This is a genomic window from Streptomyces sp. NPDC049954 (genome assembly GCF_040656295.1).
In the GTDB taxonomy this organism is placed as follows: domain Bacteria; phylum Actinomycetota; class Actinomycetes; order Streptomycetales; family Streptomycetaceae; genus Streptomyces.
Map to the genome: position 1 here is coordinate 353,136 of NZ_JBFALS010000002.1, position 18,427 is coordinate 371,562.

Annotated in this window: 16 protein-coding genes and 1 pseudogene; 9 read left to right on the plus strand and 8 right to left on the minus strand. The window is 74.7% G+C overall.

Features of this window, described 5'->3' with window-relative positions:
- Positions 1-120: 120 nt before the first annotated feature.
- On the minus strand, positions 121-768 hold the full coding sequence (gene pdxH, locus AB0J21_RS05095; RefSeq protein WP_363144699.1) for a pyridoxamine 5'-phosphate oxidase: 648 nt from the start codon (positions 766-768) through the stop codon (positions 121-123).
- A gap of 235 nt (positions 769-1,003) precedes the next feature.
- Here pdxH and AB0J21_RS05100 point away from each other — a divergent pair, with 235 nt between their 5' ends.
- Positions 1,004-2,113 (plus strand): citrate synthase 2, encoded by a 1,110-nt coding sequence (locus AB0J21_RS05100; RefSeq protein ID WP_363144423.1) that lies wholly within the window; start codon positions 1,004-1,006, stop codon positions 2,111-2,113.
- Positions 2,114-2,209: 96 nt separating this feature from the next.
- On the opposite strand, the gene AB0J21_RS05105 is transcribed toward AB0J21_RS05100, so the two are convergent.
- Positions 2,210-3,277: an acyl-CoA desaturase gene (locus AB0J21_RS05105; protein ID WP_363144424.1), complete on the minus strand. Its 1,068-nt coding sequence runs from the start codon at positions 3,275-3,277 to the stop codon at positions 2,210-2,212.
- 660 nt (positions 3,278-3,937) lie between these two features.
- Between AB0J21_RS05105 and AB0J21_RS05110 the strand changes: the two genes are divergently transcribed.
- Positions 3,938-4,405 (plus strand): ATP-binding protein, encoded by a 468-nt coding sequence (locus AB0J21_RS05110; RefSeq protein WP_363144425.1) that lies wholly within the window; start codon positions 3,938-3,940, stop codon positions 4,403-4,405.
- A 6-nt stretch (positions 4,406-4,411) separates the two neighbouring features.
- Here AB0J21_RS05110 and AB0J21_RS05115 read toward each other — a convergent pair whose 3' ends face one another.
- Positions 4,412-5,434 carry a helix-turn-helix domain-containing protein gene (locus tag AB0J21_RS05115; protein ID WP_363144426.1) on the minus strand — a complete coding sequence of 341 codons (1,023 nt, stop codon included), beginning with the start codon at positions 5,432-5,434 and terminating at the stop codon, positions 4,412-4,414.
- A gap of 70 nt (positions 5,435-5,504) precedes the next feature.
- On the opposite strand from AB0J21_RS05115, the gene AB0J21_RS05120 reads away from it, so the two are divergent.
- From AB0J21_RS05120 to AB0J21_RS05130, 3 genes are all read left to right on the plus strand, one after another.
- Positions 5,505-6,980 carry an MFS transporter gene (locus AB0J21_RS05120; RefSeq protein WP_363144428.1) on the plus strand — a complete coding sequence of 492 codons (1,476 nt, stop codon included), beginning with the start codon at positions 5,505-5,507 and terminating at the stop codon, positions 6,978-6,980.
- Between the two features lie 168 nt (positions 6,981-7,148).
- A complete protein-coding gene (locus AB0J21_RS05125) occupies positions 7,149-8,471 on the plus strand; it encodes an MFS transporter (RefSeq protein ID WP_363144429.1) in 1,323 nt (440 codons plus the stop codon).
- Between the two features lie 294 nt (positions 8,472-8,765).
- A complete protein-coding gene (locus AB0J21_RS05130) occupies positions 8,766-8,921 on the plus strand; it encodes a hypothetical protein (RefSeq protein ID WP_363144430.1) in 156 nt (51 codons plus the stop codon).
- 692 nt (positions 8,922-9,613) lie between these two features.
- On the opposite strand, the gene AB0J21_RS05135 is transcribed toward AB0J21_RS05130, so the two are convergent.
- On the minus strand, positions 9,614-10,798 hold the full coding sequence (locus tag AB0J21_RS05135; protein WP_363144431.1) for an NAD(P)/FAD-dependent oxidoreductase: 1,185 nt from the start codon (positions 10,796-10,798) through the stop codon (positions 9,614-9,616).
- 131 nt (positions 10,799-10,929) lie between these two features.
- Between AB0J21_RS05135 and AB0J21_RS05140 the strand changes: the two genes are divergently transcribed.
- Positions 10,930-11,541, plus strand: coding sequence for a GNAT family N-acetyltransferase (locus AB0J21_RS05140; RefSeq protein ID WP_363144432.1), 612 nt, complete (start codon positions 10,930-10,932; stop codon positions 11,539-11,541).
- A 48-nt stretch (positions 11,542-11,589) separates the two neighbouring features.
- Positions 11,590-11,862, plus strand: a pseudogene (locus AB0J21_RS05145) (GNAT family N-acetyltransferase); the annotation flags it as partial.
- 13 nt (positions 11,863-11,875) lie between these two features.
- On the opposite strand, the gene AB0J21_RS05150 reads toward AB0J21_RS05145, so the two are convergent.
- The gene (locus AB0J21_RS05150; RefSeq protein WP_363144433.1) at positions 11,876-12,667 is read right to left on the minus strand and encodes a pyridoxal 5'-phosphate synthase; all 792 of its coding nucleotides are present in this window, start codon (positions 12,665-12,667) and stop codon (positions 11,876-11,878) included.
- Between the two features lie 50 nt (positions 12,668-12,717).
- Complete coding sequence (locus AB0J21_RS05155) at positions 12,718-13,365, minus strand: TetR family transcriptional regulator (protein WP_363144434.1); 648 nt, start codon at positions 13,363-13,365, stop codon at positions 12,718-12,720.
- Positions 13,366-13,683: 318 nt separating this feature from the next.
- On the opposite strand from AB0J21_RS05155, the gene AB0J21_RS05160 reads away from it, so the two are divergent.
- Together AB0J21_RS05160 and AB0J21_RS05165 are read left to right on the plus strand one after the other, a co-directional pair.
- A complete protein-coding gene (locus tag AB0J21_RS05160) occupies positions 13,684-14,463 on the plus strand; it encodes a VOC family protein (protein WP_363144436.1) in 780 nt (259 codons plus the stop codon).
- Between the two features lie 196 nt (positions 14,464-14,659).
- A complete protein-coding gene (locus AB0J21_RS05165) occupies positions 14,660-17,158 on the plus strand; it encodes a PQQ-binding-like beta-propeller repeat protein (protein WP_363144700.1) in 2,499 nt (832 codons plus the stop codon).
- A gap of 13 nt (positions 17,159-17,171) precedes the next feature.
- Here the strand turns inward: AB0J21_RS05165 and AB0J21_RS05170 are convergent, their stop codons facing one another.
- Together AB0J21_RS05170 and AB0J21_RS05175 are read right to left on the minus strand one after the other, a co-directional pair.
- Positions 17,172-17,816 (minus strand): hypothetical protein, encoded by a 645-nt coding sequence (locus tag AB0J21_RS05170; RefSeq protein WP_363144437.1) that lies wholly within the window; start codon positions 17,814-17,816, stop codon positions 17,172-17,174.
- 377 nt (positions 17,817-18,193) lie between these two features.
- Positions 18,194-18,397, minus strand: coding sequence for a hypothetical protein (locus AB0J21_RS05175; protein WP_363144439.1), 204 nt, complete (start codon positions 18,395-18,397; stop codon positions 18,194-18,196).
- Positions 18,398-18,427 lie beyond the last annotated feature (30 nt).

The window sequence follows — 18,427 nt, forward strand, 5'->3', positions numbered from 1 at the left end:
AGCAGTTCACCCGACCCGCAGGCCGCCGGTACGTCCGGCCGGCTTCCTCCCCAGGGAGGAACCACGGCCTGCGGGTCGACTGCGTTCCCGGGCCCCGCCCGGCGCCGCGTGCCCCCGCGCTCAGGGGCTCAGCCGCTCCAGCCGCCACGGCCCCCCGGCGGCCGGTTCGCCGCCCTCGTCCCGCCGTACGTAGCGCAGCCGGTCGTGCAGCCGGTTCTCGCGGCCCTGCCAGAACTCGACGGTGCGCGGGGTGACGCGGTACCCGCCCCAGTGCGGCGGCACCGGGACCCGCTCGCCCTCCGGGTAGCGCGCCGCGAGCTGCGCGTACTCGCGCTCCAGCTCCTCGCGCGAGCCGATCACCGAGGACTGCGCGCTCGCCCACGCGCCGAGCTGCGAGCCGTGCGGACGGGTACGGAAGTAGGCGGCGGTCTCGTCCCGCCCGGTGCGGACCGCGGTGCCCGTCACGAGGACCTGGCGGGCCATGGGGTGCCACGGGAACAGCAGGGCCACGTGCGGGTTCCCGGACAGCTCGCCGGCCTTGCGCGAGGTGTAGTTCGTGAAGAAGACGAAGCCGGTGTCCTCGTACTTCTTCAGCAGCACCGTGCGGGAACTGGGCCGGGCCTCCGCGTCGACGGTCGACACCACCATCGCGTTCGGCTCGAACAGGCCCGAGCGGGCCGCGTCCTGGAACCAGCGGCCGAACTGCGTCATCGGGTCCGCGGCGAAACCGGCCGCCGCCACCCCCTCCGCGCGGTACTGCTCGCGCATCCGCCCGGGGTCGAAGTCGAGGTCGAGGTCGCTCGCGGGGTCCCGGGGCCCCGCCCCGGCCGTGCGGGAGTCCTCGGTGCCGGGCCGTGCGCTCTGCGGGTGGTGATCGTCGCTCACCCCGCCATCCTGCCGCACCGGGAGGGGTGACACCGTGCCGTACGGGGAATGAGCACAGCTCCGTCCACTTCGCAGCCGGCCGGTCAGCAGCCGAGTCAGCCGAGTCAGGAGCCGCAAGATGTCTGCATTCGTGCCCGGCCTCGAAGGGGTCGTCGCCTTCGAGACGGAGATCGCCGAACCGGACAAGGAGGGCGGTGCCCTGCGCTACCGGGGCGTCGACATCGAGGACCTGGTGGGCCACGTGTCCTTCGGGAACGTGTGGGGCCTCCTGGTCGACGGCGCCTTCACGCCCGGCCTGCCGCCCGCCGAGCCCTTCCCGCTGCCCGTGCACTCCGGGGACATCCGGGTCGACGTGCAGTCCGCGCTCGCCCAGCTCGCCCCCGTCTGGGGCCTGAAACCGTTGCTCGACATCGACGCGGGGCAGGCCCGGGAGGACCTCGCCCGCGCGGCGGTCACCGCGCTGTCCTACGTCGCGCAGGCCGCGCGCGGGCAGGGCCTGCCGATGGTGCCGCAGAGCGAGATCGACCGGGCCGAGTCGATCGTGGAGCGGTTCATGATCCGCTGGCGCGGGGAGCCCGACCCGCTCCACGTGAAGGCGGTCGACGCCTACTGGACCTCCGCCGCCGAACACGGCATGAACGCCTCGACCTTCACCGCCCGCGTCATCGCCTCGACCGGGGCGGACGTCGCGGCGGCCCTGTCCGGGGCGGTCGGCGCGATGTCGGGCCCGCTGCACGGCGGGGCGCCCTCCCGGGTGCTCGGCATGATCGAGGAGATCGAGCGCACCGGCGACGCCGAGGGCTACGTGCGGCGCGCGCTCGACTCGGGGGAGCGCCTCATGGGCTTCGGGCACCGCGTCTACCGCGCCGAGGACCCGCGCGCCCGCGTGCTGCGCCGTACCGCGAAGGAGCTGGGCGCCCCGCGCTTCGAGGTGGCCGAGGCCCTGGAGCGGGCCGCCCTCGCGGAGCTGCACGCCCGCAGGCCGGACCGGGTGCTGGCCACCAACGTGGAGTTCTGGGCGGCGATCGTCCTGGACTTCGCCGAGGTGCCGGCCCACCTGTTCACCTCGATGTTCACGTGCGCCCGTACGGCCGGCTGGTCGGCGCACATCCTGGAGCAGAAGCGCACCGGCCGCCTCGTACGCCCCTCGGCGCGCTACACGGGCCCCGGCAACCGCGACCCGCGGGACATCGGCGGTTACGGGGACGCGGTCAAGCACACGCCCTGAGCCCCCCGGACGTGCCGTACACCGGGCCGCCCGCCTCCCCTTGCTCGGGAGGCGGGCGGCGGCGGCACACGGGCGGGCGGCGGGCGGTCGGCGAGGTCAGGCGGCGTCGACGGCCCCGGCCGCGGCGGCGCGGCTCTCCCGGATGGGCGCGCCCGCCTCGTGCAGGCTGCGCAGCACCTGCCGGTACGAGGTGACGAAGCCCGTCTCCAGGTAGTCGACCCCCAGCTCCTCGCAGTAGCGGCGCACGATGACCTGCGCGCGGCGCAGGTGCGGGCTCGGCATGCTGGGGAACAGGTGGTGCTCGATCTGGTAGTTGAGCCCGCCGAGCGCGAGGTCCACGAACCAGCCGCCGCGCACGTTGCGCGAGGTCAGTACCTGGCGGCGCAGGAAGTCGGGGCGGTCCTTGCCGGACAGTATCGGCATCCCCTTGTGGTTGGGCGCGAAGGCCGAACCGAGGTAGATGCCGAACAGGCACTGGTGGACGGCGAGGAAGGCGAAGGCCATCCCGGGCGGCAGCACCAGGAACAGGGCCGTGAGGTAGAGCACGAAGTGCCCGATCAGTAGGGCGCCTTCGAGGGTGCGGTGCTTGAGTGAGCGGTTCCACAGCGCGCGGACGCCCGCCACGTGGAGGTTGAAGCCCTCCAGGGCGATCAGCGGGAAGAACAGCCAGGCCTGCGAGCGGCCGATGAAGCGGGCGAGACCGGTGGCCTCGCGGGCCTGGTCCTGGGACCAGACGATGATGTCGGGGGCGACGTCGGGATCCAGCTCCGCGTGGTTGGGATTGGCGTGGTGCCGGGTGTGCTTGTCCTGCCACCACCCGTAGCCCATGCCGATCGAGGCGCCCGCGATCCGGCCCGATATGCCGCTGGCCCGGCGCAGCCGGAAGACCTGGCGGTGGGCGACGTCGTGCGCGACCAGGGCGACCTGGCCGAAGACGAGGGCGAGGAAGGCGGCGACCGCGAGCGTCCACCAGCTGGCCCCGACGAGGAAGAAGGCGGTCCAGCCGCCCACGTACACCAGCGCCACCGCCGAGATCCGCAGGACGTAGTACCCGGGCCTGCGGGCCATCAGCCCGGCCTCGGAGACGAGTTTCGACAGACCCGCGAAATCGCTTCCGGCAGGAGGTTGTTGCGGGGGCGGACGCACCGCCGTGTGTGTACTCATACTCGTGAGCGTCGCACGGCCGCGGGCTCCCGCGTACCACCGAACGCCCGCGAGCCGGGTCCGTGTACCGCGCACGGGTGCGGGGGATGCGGCAAAAGGGGAGAACGGGACACCCCAGGCCGCGTCCGAGGCGCTGGTTCACGGTTCCGGCGTCGCGGCGCACCGCGCCGGTTTCACCTGGGGAACGCATGCGCCAGTACCGGCCGTCACGGGAGGAAAAGGGCCCCTGTCCTGCTCTTCCGTCCGGCCGGGGAAGGTCACCCAGCGTCGACCTCGGCCCGCGTGCCGTGCCGGGGCCGTCACGGCACGGAGTCGGCCCCGCGCTCCGGTACCTTCTGTGCAATGCGAGTGAACCCCGGCCGGAGCCCGCGCGGCCCGGTCGGCGAGAGCGCCGGCCGGAGGGCCGCCGAGCGGCGGACTTCCGCGGCGTGCCCGGTTCGCGGGGCAGGGCGAAGCCGCGCGCCTGCCTGTTCGACTCCCCACGAGACGCGTCGCACAGTATGCCCCAGGCGTACTCCTTCGCGCGGGAATATGCCCGAAGCGCTTGTTGGGGTGACTGTACGTCAACCATGCTGGGCGACAAGGAGATCACAGACCGTGATCCTCATTGCCCAGCGAAGGCGCGAGGCGATGTGTCCGCCGGTTCGGATGGTGTGAGCGGTGCAGGTTCTTCAGGTGCAGCTCGAAGTGAGTCCCGACCCCGCCGAGGTGGGCCGGGCCCGGAGATGGGTGCGGTCCCGCCTCGCGGGATCGGGGATAGGGGAGGGCGAACCGGTCGCCGAGACGCTGGTCCTCATCGTCTCCGAACTGGTGACGAACGCCGTCGTGCACACCGGCCGGCCGGCGGTGCTGCGCATGCAGATGCCGGGCGGCCCGCAGCCCGAGCCGAGCGGCACGGTGCGGGTCGAGGTCTCCGACGCCTGTGCGCGCCCCCCGCTCCAGCGGCACGCGGCGGGCGAGGACACCGGCGGCCGGGGCCTGGAGCTGGTCGACGGGCTCGCGGACCGCTGGGGCTGGCTGCCCGAAGGCACCGGGAAGCGGATCTGGTGCGAGGTCGACCGCCGTGTCCCGGTGGGCGGAGCCGCCTGCGGGTTCGCCGTGCGCGCGCTGTCCACAGGCTGTGGATGACGCGCTCTAGGCAGGGGCCGGCGTCGCCGGGGCGCCCCGGAAGGTCCTGCGGTACGCGCTCGGGGTGACGCCGGTCGCCGAGCGCAGGTGCTGGCGCAGCGACTGGGCGGTGCCGAAGCCGCTGGCCTCGGCCACCCGGTCCATCGACAGGCCCGTCGTCTCCAGCAAGTACCGGGCGTGCTCCACGCGTTGGCGGGTGAGCCACTGTCCCGGGCTCTCGCCGCACTCCTCGCGGAAGCGCCGCGTGAAGGTGCGTACCGACATCGCGGCACGCTCGGCCAGGTCCCGCAGCTGGAGCGGCTCGTGCAGCCGTTCCAGGGCCCACTCCCGGGCGAGCGTGGTCGAGTCGGCGCCCGGAGCGGCGACCGGCCTGCGGATGAACTGGGCCTGACCCCCCTCCCGGTGGGGCGGTACGACGGTCTGCCTGGCCACCTCGTTGGCCACCGAGGCCCCGTGGTCGCGGCGCACGATGTGCAGGCACAGGTCGATACCGGCCGCGACGCCCGCCGAGGTCAGGACGTCCCCGTCGTCGACGAACAGCACCTCGGGGACGACCCGCACGCGCGGGAACAGCCCCTGGAAATGCGTGGCGTGGGACCAGTGCGTCGCGGCGGGGCGCCCGTCGAGCAGACCGGCCGCCGCGAGGACGTAACCGCCCGTGCAGATCGACACGGTGCGGGCCCCGGCCGGTATCCGGCCCAGCGCCTCGGCCAGTTCGGGCGTGAGGCGGCCCTCCTCGTGCACCGGCCCCAGTTCGTAGCTGGCCGGGACCACCACGGTGTCCGCCTCCGCCAGCGCCTCGGGGCCGTGCTCGACGAGGATCGAGAAGTCGGCCGCCGCGCGGACCGGCCCCGGTGGCCGCAGCGAGCAGGTCGTCACCTCGTACAGCCGCCGCCCCGCCGAGTCCCGTGCCATACCGAAGATGCGTACGGCGGTGCCGAGTTCGAAGGGCAGGACGCCGTCCAGCGCGAGCAGGACGACGCGGTGCGGGGGGCGGGCGAACCCCTGAAGGTGCTCGGTGACAGTCATGGCCCGATCCTAGCGAATGCTGTCCATCGGGCCAGTGGTGCGGAGTGCGGCCTCAACGGAGGCTGTGCGCATGGCAGATCAGCTGATACAGGGAGACGGGGCGACCCCCGGCCACGCCCCGGCCCCCGAGGACCGGGTGGCTCTCGCGGACTCCCCGGTACCGCCCGAGGGCCGGGTGGCTCTCGCGGGCACCCCGGTACCGCCCGAGGACACGCACGTCCTCCGCCGCCCGGGCGGCTCCGCCCCGCGCCCCCGCCGCGGACCGCACCGCGCCTGGTGGGTGGCGCTCGTCACCTTCGTCACGATCGTCGGGGCCGCCGCCTTCATGTCGGTGCCGGGGCTGCTCATCGACCCCCTGCACGAGGACTTCGGCTGGTCGCGCGGGACCATCGGCCTCGCCGTCTCGGTCAACCTGACGCTCTACGGGCTCACCGCGCCGTTCGCCGCCGCCCTCATGGACCGCTTCGGCATCCGCAAGGTCGTCGCGGTCGCGCTCGCCGTCATCGCGGCCGGCTCGGCGCTCACCGTGACGATGACGGCGGCCTGGCAACTCGTCCTGTACTGGGGCGTGCTGGTCGGGCTCGGCAGCGGGTCGATGGCGCTCGCCTTCGCCGCGACGGTCACCAACCGCTGGTTCACGGCCCGGCGCGGACTGGTCACCGGCATCCTCACGGCGGCCGGCGCCTCCGGTCAGCTCGTGTTCCTGCCCCTGCTGGCGTGGACCGTCGAGCACCACGGCTGGAAGCCCGCCTCGGTGACCGTCGCGCTGACCGCCGCCGCCGTCGTGCCCTTCGTGTGGCTGCTGCTGCGCGACCACCCCGCCGACGTGGGCCTCGCGCCCTACGGGGCGACGGAGTTCGTCCCCAAGCCCGCGCCCGCGAGGGGGGCCGCCCGGCGCACCCTCGGAGTGCTGGCCAAGGCGGTGCGCACCGGCCCGTTCTGGCTGCTGGCCGGGTCCTTCGCGATCTGCGGGGCCTCGACCAACGGGCTCGTCAAGACGCACTTCGTGCCCGCCGCGCACGACCACGGCATGCCCGTCCCGGCCGCCGCCTCCCTGCTCGCCGTCATCGGGGTGTTCGACATCGTGGGCACGGTGGCCTCCGGCTGGTTCACCGACCGCTACTCGCCGCGCCGCCTGCTCGCCGTCTACTACGCGCTGCGCGGCGTCTCCCTGCTGTTCCTGCCCATGCTGCTCGACACCGTGGGCGGGTCCGCCCCGCTGGCCTCCGCCGAGCACCTGCCGATGGTGTTCTTCATCGTCTTCTACGGACTCGACTGGGTCGCGACGGTGCCGCCGACGATCGCGCTGTGCCGCGAGCACTACGGCGAGGACAGCGCGATCGTCTTCGGCTGGGTGCTCGCCGCCCACCAGATCGGCGCCGCCGTCGTGGCCTTCGCGGGCGGCGTGGTCCGGGACGTCTTCGGCGCGTACGACGTCATGTGGTACGTCTCCGGGGCGCTGTGCGCGGTGGCCACGCTCATGGTCCTCGTCATCAGGACCGCCCGCCCGGACAAGGCCCCGCCCGCGTCCGGGGCGCCCGCCTGAACCACGGGGCGCCCACCGCAAACCCCTGGCGGGCGCCCCGCTCCCCGGCTACGCTCCCGCGCATGGCTCTCCTCTGTGCGTAGGCGACACCGCTCACCCCGGTGTCCCTGCTGATCCCACCGGCCGCCCCGAACAGCCGCGGGCCGCCGGGCACTTCGAGGAACCCTCATGTCTTCGCCGGCCCCACCGTCGTACCGTGCTGTCCTGCGCACCCCGCAGGCGGCGCGCACCTTCGCCCTGGCACTGCTCGGCCGCCTCTCCTACGGGACGGTCGCGCTCGCCCTCCTGCTCTCCCTGCGTCGCTCCACCGGCTCCTACGCCGCCGCCGGACTCGGCATGGCCCTGTTCGGCGCCGCGAGCGTCGTGCTGTCCCCGGCGCGGGCCGCGCTCCTCGACCGCTACGGGGTGCGGCGCGCGCTGCCCCCGATGAGCGCGCTGTACGCCCTGCTGCTCACCGCGCTCGCCGCCCTCACCGGCGGATCCGGACCGGTGGGCACGGCCCCGGTCGTCGCCCTCGCGGCCCTCGCCGGGGCCGCCACCCCACCGCTCGGCCCCGTCATGCGCACCCTGTGGAGCAGGCTGCTGCCCGACCGGGACCTGCTGCGCCGCGCCTACGGGCTCGACGCCGTCGCCGAGGAACTGCTGTTCCTGAGCGGCCCGTTGATCGTCGGCGCGCTGCTGACGCGGACCGGGCCGGCCGCCGGGCTCGTACTGAGCGCGGCCCTCGTCCTGCTCGGCGCGTGCGGCATGGTCACCTCCCCGGTGGCCGCCGTACGCGAGGGTCCCGCCGCGCCCGTGAAGCCGGCCGGGCGCCGCGGCCTGCGGCCGAGGCTCCCGCGCGCGCTGCCCGCGCCGCTGCTGCGCGTCGTGCTCGTGCTCGGCGGGGTCGGGCTGTGCCTCGGCGCGCTCGACCTGCTCGTCCTCGCGTACGCCGAGGAGCACCGCGCCGCCGGGGCGGTGCCGTGGCTGCTGGCGGCGCTCTCGGCGGGCAGCGCCGTCGGCGGGCTCGTCCAGGGCGCCCTGCCCCGGCGTGGCACCGAGACCGGCCGGCTGCTCTGGTGCGCGGGGGCGCTCGGCGGGACGCTCGCCCTTGCGGGACTCGCCCCGGGGACGTGGGCGCTGGGCGCGGTCGTCGCGGTCGCCGGACTGTTCTTCGCGCCCGCCATGGCCACCGCCTACCTCGCGGCCGACGAGCACGCGGCGCCCGAGCACCGCACCCGCACCGGCGCCTGGGTCAACACCGCCTTCAACGCGGGCTCCTCGGGCGGCACGGCGCTGACCGGCCTCCTGCTGGGCGCGCTGCCGCTCGCCGTGTGCTTCGCGCTCGCCGCCCTCCCGGTCCTGGGCGCCGTCCTGTGGGGCGCGACCACGTGGGGCCCGCGGGCGGTCGGCGCCCCCGAGGCACCCGCGACGGCCGGGGAGGGGGCGGGTGTCGGTGCGCCGGAACAGTCCCTCTCCGGCCCGCAGACTGCCCAGTACCCGCCGCCGTAGGGGATGCGGGTCCAGTACTCCTGGTACTTCCTGGAGATGCCCAGAGCCACGAAGGGCTTACCGTCGGCGTTTTCGACGGTGGTCTCGAAAACGCCCTCGGCGTTCCGGTACTCGGCCCGGATGTTCCATTCACACGTCTTCTCGTCCGACCACCCGGACACTCTGAGAGCCCCGGACGTCTCGCCGGCCCCGAGGTCCATCTTGTTGTGGTCGAAGTACGGTTCCTCGTGGTGCCCGCCGTCCGTGTCGGCGGTCAGCGCGGGGGACTCGGGTTCGCGGAGGTCGAAGTAGACCGTGGAGACGGAGGAGTCGCCCTGGGAGATGAACTGGACGACGGTGACCGTGTCCGGTTCCGTGCACCTCACCTTCCGGGCGTGCAGGTTCGTGATGCTGAGAGGGGACTTCCTCTCGCTGAAGAACGTGAGCGAGTACGTCATGTCCCGGGAGTAGGGTCTCGCCCCCAGTGTCTCCAGGTACCTCTTCGCCGCCCGGCTCTCGGCGAGGCTGCCCGGGGCGCCGGGACCGAACGTCCGCAGCTTCCTCTTCTCCCGCTCCGTGAGCGGGCGGGGCAGCACGTAGGTCGGCCAGTCGCCGGGGTCCTCCTCCCGGATCCGGACGACGAAAGGTGCGGTGTCTCTTTCCTCGGTTCTCTCAAGTCTCCTTTCCGTGTCCTTCTGCGCTTTCACCGTCGGTCCGGTGAACCAGATGGTGACGACACCGGAGACGAGTACCGCGACAAGGGCGGCCAGAAGGCCGTAGACCACGCGTGCGGCGATCTTCCCGCCACCGTCTCCGGACCGGACGCCGTCCGGGTCGACGACCTCTGCCAGATGGCCGGCCACGCGCGTCCCGGCGCCCGGGCCGTCCTCTCCTGGCCGGGACGTCGGCGGCTCCCCGGTATGTGCCGCCGCGGCTCGGCCTGCGCCGGGAGGTTCCGGTGGCGGGGTGGGAGTGACCGGTTCCTGGGGGGACGGCGTCGTGGATTCATCGCCTTGGGACATGCGTTCCCCCGCTCGGACGGCCAGAGGCCGAGAGTCTCATCTGTCGGAGGTGACGTCAGCAGCCCGGAACGGGCAGGAAGGGGAAGAGGGCGGTCCGGTGGTGACGAGGGCGACCGACGAGGTGCCCGGTCCTCAATGGTTCTACCCCGCAAGGTCCTTGGCCAGGCGGTTTGCGATGCGGTCGGCGTCGCGGGCCAGTTCGCGGAACATTCCGCTGATCGGGTTGGTGAAGCCGGTGAAGTACAGGCCGGGGGCCGAGCGCACCGTGCGGGCGCCGTGCTCGCGGGGGCGGCCCCGGGGGTCCAGGACCCCCAAGTGGCCGACCAGGGGCTCCAGTCCGCGCCGGTAGCCGGTCGCGGCGATCACCGTGTCGGGGGTGAGGCGGGAGCCGTCCGCGAGGAGTACCGCGCCGTCCTCGAAGCCCTCGACGGCGGCGACCGGTTCGACGCGGCCCGCGCGCACCGCCGCGACCAGGCCGACGTCCTGCACCGGGATCGCGCCCTGCCGCACCCGCGTGTACAGACCGCTCGCCGGACGCGGCAGCCCCCGGTCCGAGAGGTCGGGGACGGACAGCCGGCACACCGGGTCGGCGAGGGTGTCCACGAGCCGTACCGGGAGGCGGCGCACCAGGATGCCGGTGCGCTGCGCGGGCCAGCCCAGCGTGGAGCGCCGCAGGATGTACGGCGCGGTGCGCACCGCGAGGCGCACCCGGCCCGCCCCGCCGTGCGCGAGGTCCGCCGCGATCTCCGCGCCGGTGTTGCCTGCCCCGACGACCAGCACGTCCCGGCCCCGGTAGGGCTCCGGGTTGCGGTAGCGGCCCGCGTGCAGCAGTTCGCCCCCGTACGCGTCCGCGCCGGGCCAACGGGGCACGTACGGCGTGTGGTTGTGGCCGGTCGCCACGACGACCGCGCCGCCGGTCAGCCGCCTGCCGCCACTCGCGCTCAGCCGCCAGCCGCCGCCCTCGGTGTGCGGGACGGGGTCGATCCGCTCGACCGACACGCCCGTCACGACGTCGAGTCCGTGGAACTCGGCGTACTTCTCCAGGTAGCGCACCACGTCGTCGCGCGCGACCCAGCGGCCGAAGCGGCGCGGAATGCGCAGGCCCGGCAGCGAGGACAGCCGCCGCGTCGTGTGCAGGCGCAGCCGGTCGTAGTGGCCGCGCCACGAGGCGCCCACCCGGTCCGCCTTCTCCAGGACCACGACCCGCACGCCCCGCGCCCGCAGCGCCGCCGCGACGGCGAGACCGCCGGGGCCCGCGCCGACGACGTACACGGGACGGTCCGCCGGGAGCGGGGAGAGCTGTTCGAGGGGGAGCGCTTTGGGCATGTACCGGACAGTAGTGGCCCGTGGGGCGCGCGGGACGCGGTCGGCGGCGAAAGCGATTGCGAAACGATCACGACACGTGCTGTCCCGCCACCCCTTGGACACGGGGTCCGGTCACCGCTTCAATGGCGCGCATGCCCGCCCACGCCGCCGTACCCGTCCCCCTTCCCGACTCCGAGATAGCCGGTGCGGGGCTGCTGTTGCGCCCGCACCGGACCGGCTCGGCGCAGGACGCGCGCACCGTGCTGCGCGGCCTGACCGACCCCGAGTTCCTGCGCTGGAACATCATGGACAGGCCCATGACGACGCAGGAGGACGTCCTCGACTACTTCGCGCGCGTGGCGCGGCAGCGCGCGGAGGGGCGGGGCGCCGCGTACGCCGTCACCGACGCCGCGACGGGGGTGCTGCTCGGGCAGATCAGCCTCCGGGCGATCGTGCCCGCCCTGCGCGAGGCCCGCGTCGGCTACTGGGTGCTGCCCGAGGCGCGCGGCCGGGGTGTCGCCCGCCGCGCGCTCGCCCTGCTGAGCCGCTGGGCCTTCCAGGAGGCCGGACTGCACCGCGTCGAACTCGGCCACGCCGACGGGCACCTGGCGTCCTGCCGCGTCGCCGAGCGCTGCGGCTACCGGGCGGAAGGGCTGCTGCGCGAGGCGATGTTCGCCGACAGCACCCTCGACCGGTACCGCGACCTGCACCTCCACGCCCGGCTCGCGGGGGACCCGGAGCCCCACCCCGACCCCACGGCCTGAGCCCCTGCCGACCCCTGGGCCGTCCGCGTCCTGCGGCAGGGCGCGGCGACCCTGTGGGAGGACGCCGGGGTCCCGGTCGCCATGGCGGCGCGCACTCCGGAGGTCGCCGGGGCCACCAGAGTCACCTCCGTCTACACCCCGCCGGGCCACCGCCGCAGGGGCTACGCGGGCGCCGTCACCGCCGAGGTGAGCCGTGCCGCGCGGGCGGCGGGCGCCGAGGAGGTGCTGCTCTTCACCGACCTCGCCAACCCGACGAGCAACGCCCTGTACCAGCGCATCGGTTACCGGCAGGTCGCCGACTTCGCGCAGTACACGGCGTGAGGGGGAGACCCGCTCAGGGCCACAGCGACTCGCGCGTCCAGCCGTCCGCGACCCGGCCGTAGCGCAGGCGGACGTGGCGGCGGCGGTGGTCGCCCTGGAAGAACTCGACCTCGTGCGGGTCGAGGAGGTACAGCGTCCAGCTCGGGGCGTCCGCCTCCGGTTCGCGCCGTGCTCGCTCCCAGGCGGCGTCGGAGGCGCGGTCCAGTTCCCCTGCCCCGGACAGCGGTTCGCTCTGGTGGCCGGTCAGCGCGGAGGCCAGGGCACCCGTAGAACGCACGTGCAGATCGGCGAGGGCCCTGGAGTGCGGGGCGAGGGTCACCGGGCCGCGTACCCGCACCTGCCGGCCGAGCACCGGCCAGGAGAAGACGAGCGCGGCGTAGGGCCGCGCGGCGAGCTGGCGGCCCTTGCGGCTGCCGGAGTGCGAGGCGAAGGAGAAGCCCTCGGTCTCGTCCGCCCCGTGCAGGACGAGGACGCGCGCGTCGGGGCGGCCCTCCTCGTCGCAGGTCGCGAGGGACACGAGGTGGGGCTCGGGCTGCCCGGCGTCGGCCGCCTCGGCGAACCACGTGCGGAACAGCGGCAGGGGCCGGTCCGGGGCGCGCCCGGGGTCGAAGGCGGGCAGGGAGGTGTGCCGGGGGTCCCACACGCGCAGGGACTTGAGGATCTCCCGCAGCCCCGCGTCCCCGGGGTCCCCCGGTGCGGGAGCGTCGTGGGGCTGGGCGGGACGGGAGGGCGCGGCGGGCTCGTGGGACGCGGCCCGGCCGCCTCGTACGCCCCGGTCTTCGTGCTCGTGCGGTGCGGAGGACATCCCCCGATTGTGCCGCCGCGCGGGGCGCACCCGGGCGCGCCCCGCGCGGTTCAGCGGGTCGGCTTCTTGCCGGTCACGCCGAGGTGGATGAGCAGCGCCAGGTTGGGGCGCAGATCTCCCTGCTTGACGCCCCAGGACTGGAGGCCCTTCTGGTGCGAGGCGACCCCGGCGAGCATCGTGACGAGGGAACCCGCGACGGCGGCCGGGCTGACGTCCTTGTCGACCTTGCCCTTGGACTGGAGGTCCTTGACGGCGCCCGTGAGCGCGCTGTTCACCGAGTTCAGCAGTTTCATACGGAGTTTGGCGAACCGTTTGTCGCCCTCGGCGGCGCCGAGATCGACCACCCGGAGAATCGCCTCGTTCTTCTTCCACAGGTCCAGGAACCCGTCCACGAGGGCCTGGGAGGTCTGCCAGCCGGCCTTGCCGACCCAGGTGCGGCCGGCCAGGAGTTCCGCGAATCCGGAACCCTCGGAGGCCAATTCGTCGGCCAGCTCCAGTACGGCCCCTTCGACGTCGGGGAAGTACTGGTAGAAGGTCGCGGGAGAGGTGCCTGCCTTACGCGCGACGTCAATGACTTTGACGTCCCGATAGGGCGAGGTACTGAGCATGTCGCTGAGGCAGTCGAGCAGCTTCTGACGCGTCGCCTGCCCGCGTTCTCCGGCCACGCGACCGTCGACGGTGCGTACTTGTGCTGTCATGCCGTCAGCTTACCGAGCCCGGCGTGTCGCGCTATTCGGCCGACTGCAAATGGGGAAGGGGCGCCGGGAATGAGGGTCGGGAGGGGCTGCAAATCCCCGCGTGTGCGGGCTTTGAACTCCCTGTGAACGGCGGCGAATAGGGGTTACGTGGTCTATGCATGCACTTCCGGTCCGGAAGGGCCCAATTGCCGTCGGGCACTCCCTGTTATGTGCGCGTGGGAAAACCCCCTTTCATGATCCTGATGCGCCTTGCCCGGTCCTCGAATAACGTGGACGACGAGCTGTGGCCGGAGCGAGACGAGTGAGACGGAGACCCGTATGCCCGCATCATTCGCGGAAGGCGTTCCGTGCTGGGCCGAGTGCGCGCTGCCCGATCCCGCCGCGGGCCGCCGTTTCTACGGGCGGCTGCTCGGCTGGACCTTCCACGAGAGCCCCGGGGACCAGGCCGGACAGGTACGCGTCGGTGCCGAAGCCTTCGTGGACCGTCAACCGGCCGCCGCCCTCGTCCCCCCGCGCGCCGGACTGCCGCCCGCCACCTGGACGGTGTACTTCGCCACGCCCGACGCCCGCGCCCTCGCCGGCCGCGTCGAGCGGGCCGGCGGCCACGTCGTGACCGGCCCCGAGCAGGACGAGGACGCCACCCGGGTGCTCGTCACCGACCCGGACGGCGCCCTGTTCGGCCTGTGGCAGCCCGGCCGGCACCGGGGCTTCCGCGCCGTCCGGTCCCCGGGGACGTACTGCTGGACCGAGGTGCACACGCGGCGGCCCGAACTCCTCGACCCCTTCTACGAGCACGTCTTCGGCTACACCGGCACCGAACCGCCCGCACTGCGCGGCTACCGGCTGTGGTCGCCCGAGGACGCGCGGACCGGCCCGGACACGGCGGTCACCGGACGCGAGGTGATGGACGCGGCCGTCCCCGCCGCGCGGCCCGCCCACTTCCTGACGTACTTCCGGGTCGAGGACTGCGAGCGGGCCCTGGCCTCGGCGGTCCGGCTGGGCGGCGGCGTCCGCACCGCACCGGAGACCATGCCGTACGGCACCTTCGCCACCGTCACCGACGACCAGGGCACGCTGTTCGGGCTCCTCTCGGAGTGAACCGCCGCCCCGGGAGCCCGTACTGAGCCGCGTGGACGGAGCGGCGGAGGGCGGCGGGACACGCCCCCCGGGCACCCCGGTTGGTCAGCACGCCCGCGTACAGGAAGAATCGGGTGCGCACCGTCCGCCGGTGCGACGGGGTGAGACGCTGCACGGGGCTGCGAGTGCGGCCCCGTACGGGGAGGTGGCAGACAAAGTGGTGGACCAGCTGACACAGCACGATCCGCGGCGTATCGGACCGTTCGAGGTGCTGGGCCGGCTCGGTGCGGGCGGCATGGGGCTCGTCTATCTCGCCCGCTCGGCGTCCGGGCGGCGCGTCGCGATCAAGACGGTGCGCACCGAACTCGCGCAGGACCAGCTGTTCCGGGTGCGCTTCACGCGGGAGGTCGAGGCGGCCCGCGCCGTCTCCGGTTTCTACACCGCCGCCGTCGTGGACGCCGACCCGCGCGCCGCCGTCCCCTGGCTCGCCACCGCCTACGTGCCCGCGCCCTCCCTGGAGGAGATCGTCAACGAGTGCGGGCCGATGCCCGCCAACGCGGTGCGCTGGCTCGCCGCCGGGGTCGCCGAGGCGCTCCAGTCCATCCACGGCGCGGGGCTCGTGCACCGCGACCTCAAGCCCTCGAACGTCCTGGTCGTCGAGGACGGGCCGCGCGTCATCGACTTCGGTATCGCCTCGGGCGTCTCCAACACGCGGCTGACGATGACCAACGTCGCCGTGGGCACGCCCGCCTACATGTCGCCCGAGCAGGCCAAGGACTCCCGCAGCGTCACCGGGGCCAGCGACATCTTCTCGCTCGGCTCGACCCTCGTGTTCGCCGCGACCGGGCACGCCCCCTTCCACGGCGCGAACCCCGTCGAGACGGTGTTCATGCTGCTGCGCGAGGGACCGGACCTGGAGGGGCTGCCCGAGGAGCTGCGGCCGCTGATCGAGTCGTGCATGGGCATGGAGGCCGCCTCCCGGCCCAGCCCCGCCGACCTCCAGACCCAGCTCGCCCCGCACCTGTTCTCGGCCGGCTCCGACGACAGCGGCACCGCCACCGCGTGGCTGCCGAACCACGCCGTCGCCCTCATCGAGAGCCGGCGCGGCACCCGTTCCGCGACCGCGCGGCGCCCGCAGCCCGCCGCGCCCCCGGTACCGCCCGCCCCCCGGGCCGCGCCCGCCGCGCCCCCGCAGGCCCCGCCGGTGCCGCCGTACGCCCCGCCGCCGCCCCGGCAGCCCCCTGCCGGGGACTGGGCCGAGCCCGCGTGGCAGCAGCCCCCGCCCGCCGAGCCGGCCCCGCCCGCGCTCCCCGCGCCCGGCCGGCACGCGGGCCGCGCCGAGGGCGCCCAGCCGCCCGCCGCCGAGGGGCCCGTACGGCTCGCGGGCGGCCGGGTGCCGATCGGCCCGGGCCCCCGCGTCACCGACGTACGGGGCGCCGCCCGGCCCGCCGCCGAGAACGCCCTCGACGGACTGTCCCGCACGTGGTCTCGTACGTCCGCGCACGGCGCCCCGGCCGGCCCCGGGACGCGCGCCGCCGCGCCCGCCGCGCAGGCCGCGCCGCCGGGGCCCGAGCAGGGCGCCCCGTGGCGTCCGTGGCGCTTCCGCATGTCCAACGACGTGTGGGGCACGCCCGCCGTCGCCGGGGACCTCGTGTACGTCACCTCCTTCGAGGTGCACGCGCTGGACGTCGCGACGGGCCGCCGCCGGTTCAAGACCCGGGACGTGGCCTGGCAGATGTCCGTGTCCGACGGCAGGGTGCACGCCTCCGACGGGCCGACGCTGTACGCCCTGGACGCCGCGAGCGGCGACGACCTGTGGCGGGTCACCGCCGCCGCCTGGGTGTACTCCCTCCAGTCCGCCGACGGCGTAGTCCTGACGGCGGGCCGGGGCGGCACCGTCCAGGCCTGGGAGGCGGCCGGCGGTGAGCAGCTGTGGGAGACCGGCGGGGTCCAGAGCGACTTCGAGTCCGCCGAGGCCGGGCCCGTCCTGCACGAGGGCACCGCCTACCTGTGGCGGGAGGGGCGGCTGTGCGCCGTCGACGCCCGCACCGGCACCGAACGCTGGTCGTACCCCGTGGGGGACGCGGCCTCGTGCGGCGGGGTCCCGCTGCGGCTCACCCCGGGCGGCGACGGCTACGTCTACGTGTGCGCGGGCACCCGGGTCCTGGCGCTCGACGCGCGCGGCGGGCAGGTGCGCTGGCACTTCGAGGCGCCCGCCGTGTTCCTCAGCCCGCCCGCCCTCGCCCCGGGCTCCGCCGTGACCGGCGGCGGCGTGTACCTCGCGGACTACCTCGGCACCGTGTACGCCCTGGACGCGGCGGACGGCAGGGACCGCTGGCGCATCGCCACCGAGGCCCGCTCCTCCACCGAACCGGTACTCGTCACCGGCGGGCACGTGCACGTCGGCAGCGGCAACGGCATGTACACCCTGGACGCCGTCACCGGCACGCCCAAGTGGCGTTTCCAGGCGGGCGGGGACATCGTCGGCGCGCCCGTCGCCGCCGACGGCCGCATCCACTTCGGCTCGGCCGACCACTGCCTCTACACGCTCGGCGCGCTCGGCGGACAACTGCGCTGGAAGCTGCTGACGGGCGGCGCGATCACCGGCTCGCCCGTGGTGCGCGGCGGCGTCGTCTACGCGTGCAGCGGCGACCGCTGCGTGTACGCCCTGGACGCCGTCGAGGGCACCGGGACCCCGGCGGCCCCGAGGCCCTGAACCGGGGCCGCGCTCACCGCCGTTCCCCCGGGTTCTCCCAGCCCCGGGGCGGCGGCCGGTGCCCCTCCTGGTGGCCGGGCCCGTCCGCGTCGTACGCCAGCGGGGCGGTCGGGGTGTCCGGCTCGCGGTAGGGCGACGCGGGGCTCCGCGGCTCCCCGTAGGCGTTCGCGGGGGAGTCCGGGGAGTCCGGGGCGTCGTGGCCCGCGTACGGGCCGGTGGCCGGCTCGGGGCGGCGCCGTGCGCGGCCGCTCATGACGGCGGCGGCGAGGAGCAGCAGCAGTCCGCCGCCGGCCGCGCCCGCCACGCCCTGCGCGAGGCCCGAGCCGTCCGCGTCCAGCGTGAGGCTGCCGCCGTTGGCCTGCCCGACGCGCACCATCCACAGCACGGTGAAACCGAGGGCGAGCACCCCGGCCAGCGCCACGAGCGCTCGCGAGCGGGCCAGGACACCGGCCAGCGTCAGCACGGCGGTGACCAGGAAGGGCAGGAACAGCGACCACAGCAGGTTGGGGTGCGCGCCGCTCACCCCGCCGGAGCCGAAGAGTTCGGAGAGGCGGTACTGGCGGCCCAGCCGCGTGTCGTACCACGCGCGGAACGGGCTGAGGAGCGCGGCGGCCGCCCCGACCACGGCGAGTACGGCGCCGACCGCGTTGCGAACCATGGTGCGCCTCCCGGGAGTCGCGTGTCCGGCCCCCGACGCTACGCCGAACGCGAGGCGGCGGCCAGAGCCCCGGCGCATCCTCCTCGCGCGCCCGCCCCCTTCCCCCGCGGACGTCCGGGCACGGGAAAGGGGGGCCCGAAGGCCCCCCACCGGCGGGAACCGGCCCCCACCGGATTCCCGCCGCCCCCTGATCCCCCTGATCCCCCGTGTCCCCCGTGGTCAGGGAGGTCCCCCGTGGCCCCGGAGGGTGTCCTGACCCCCCGGGTGTTCCCCCGTGTCCCCCCGTGTTTCCCCGGGCCTTCCCGCCGTGGCGTTTCCCGTTCCCGCCCGCCACGGCCGGTCGTTCCCCCGTCGGCCCGAGGGGTCGGCGACCGGTCCTACTTGTCGGTCGCGGGCTCGTCGGTCGCGTGGATGTCGCCGTCCGGGTTCGCCGGGCTGCCGGTCGCGTGGATGTCCTTCGCGGCGGCGGCGACCGGTTCGTCGGTCGCGTGGATGTCGCCGTCCGGGTTCGCCGGGCTGCCCGTCGCGTGGATGTCCTTGTAGGGCTGGACCACGTGCTCGGGCTTCGTCTGGTCGGCCATCGTGATCGGTTCTCCTTGGCTGTGGGACTA

What these genes read in the sequence shown, in the direction of transcription:
- pdxH (WP_363144699.1), bottom strand. Translation starts at nt 768, where the DNA reads ATGCGCGAGCAGTACCGCGCGGAGGGGGTGGCGGCGGCCGGTTTCGCC.
- AB0J21_RS05100 (WP_363144423.1), top strand. Translation starts at nt 1,004, where the DNA reads ATGTCTGCATTCGTGCCCGGCCTCGAAGGGGTCGTCGCCTTCGAGACG.
- AB0J21_RS05105 (WP_363144424.1), bottom strand. Translation starts at nt 3,277, where the DNA reads ATGAGTACACACACGGCGGTGCGTCCGCCCCCGCAACAACCTCCTGCC.
- AB0J21_RS05115 (WP_363144426.1), bottom strand. Translation starts at nt 5,434, where the DNA reads ATGACTGTCACCGAGCACCTTCAGGGGTTCGCCCGCCCCCCGCACCGC.
- AB0J21_RS05120 (WP_363144428.1), top strand. Translation starts at nt 5,505, where the DNA reads ATGGCAGATCAGCTGATACAGGGAGACGGGGCGACCCCCGGCCACGCC.
- AB0J21_RS05125 (WP_363144429.1), top strand. Translation starts at nt 7,149, where the DNA reads ATGTCTTCGCCGGCCCCACCGTCGTACCGTGCTGTCCTGCGCACCCCG.
- AB0J21_RS05135 (WP_363144431.1), bottom strand. Translation starts at nt 10,798, where the DNA reads ATGCCCAAAGCGCTCCCCCTCGAACAGCTCTCCCCGCTCCCGGCGGAC.
- AB0J21_RS05140 (WP_363144432.1), top strand. Translation starts at nt 10,930, where the DNA reads ATGCCCGCCCACGCCGCCGTACCCGTCCCCCTTCCCGACTCCGAGATA.
- AB0J21_RS05150 (WP_363144433.1), bottom strand. Translation starts at nt 12,667, where the DNA reads ATGTCCTCCGCACCGCACGAGCACGAAGACCGGGGCGTACGAGGCGGC.
- AB0J21_RS05155 (WP_363144434.1), bottom strand. Translation starts at nt 13,365, where the DNA reads ATGACAGCACAAGTACGCACCGTCGACGGTCGCGTGGCCGGAGAACGC.
- AB0J21_RS05160 (WP_363144436.1), top strand. Translation starts at nt 13,684, where the DNA reads ATGCCCGCATCATTCGCGGAAGGCGTTCCGTGCTGGGCCGAGTGCGCG.
- AB0J21_RS05170 (WP_363144437.1), bottom strand. Translation starts at nt 17,816, where the DNA reads ATGGTTCGCAACGCGGTCGGCGCCGTACTCGCCGTGGTCGGGGCGGCC.
- AB0J21_RS05175 (WP_363144439.1), bottom strand. Translation starts at nt 18,397, where the DNA reads ATGGCCGACCAGACGAAGCCCGAGCACGTGGTCCAGCCCTACAAGGAC.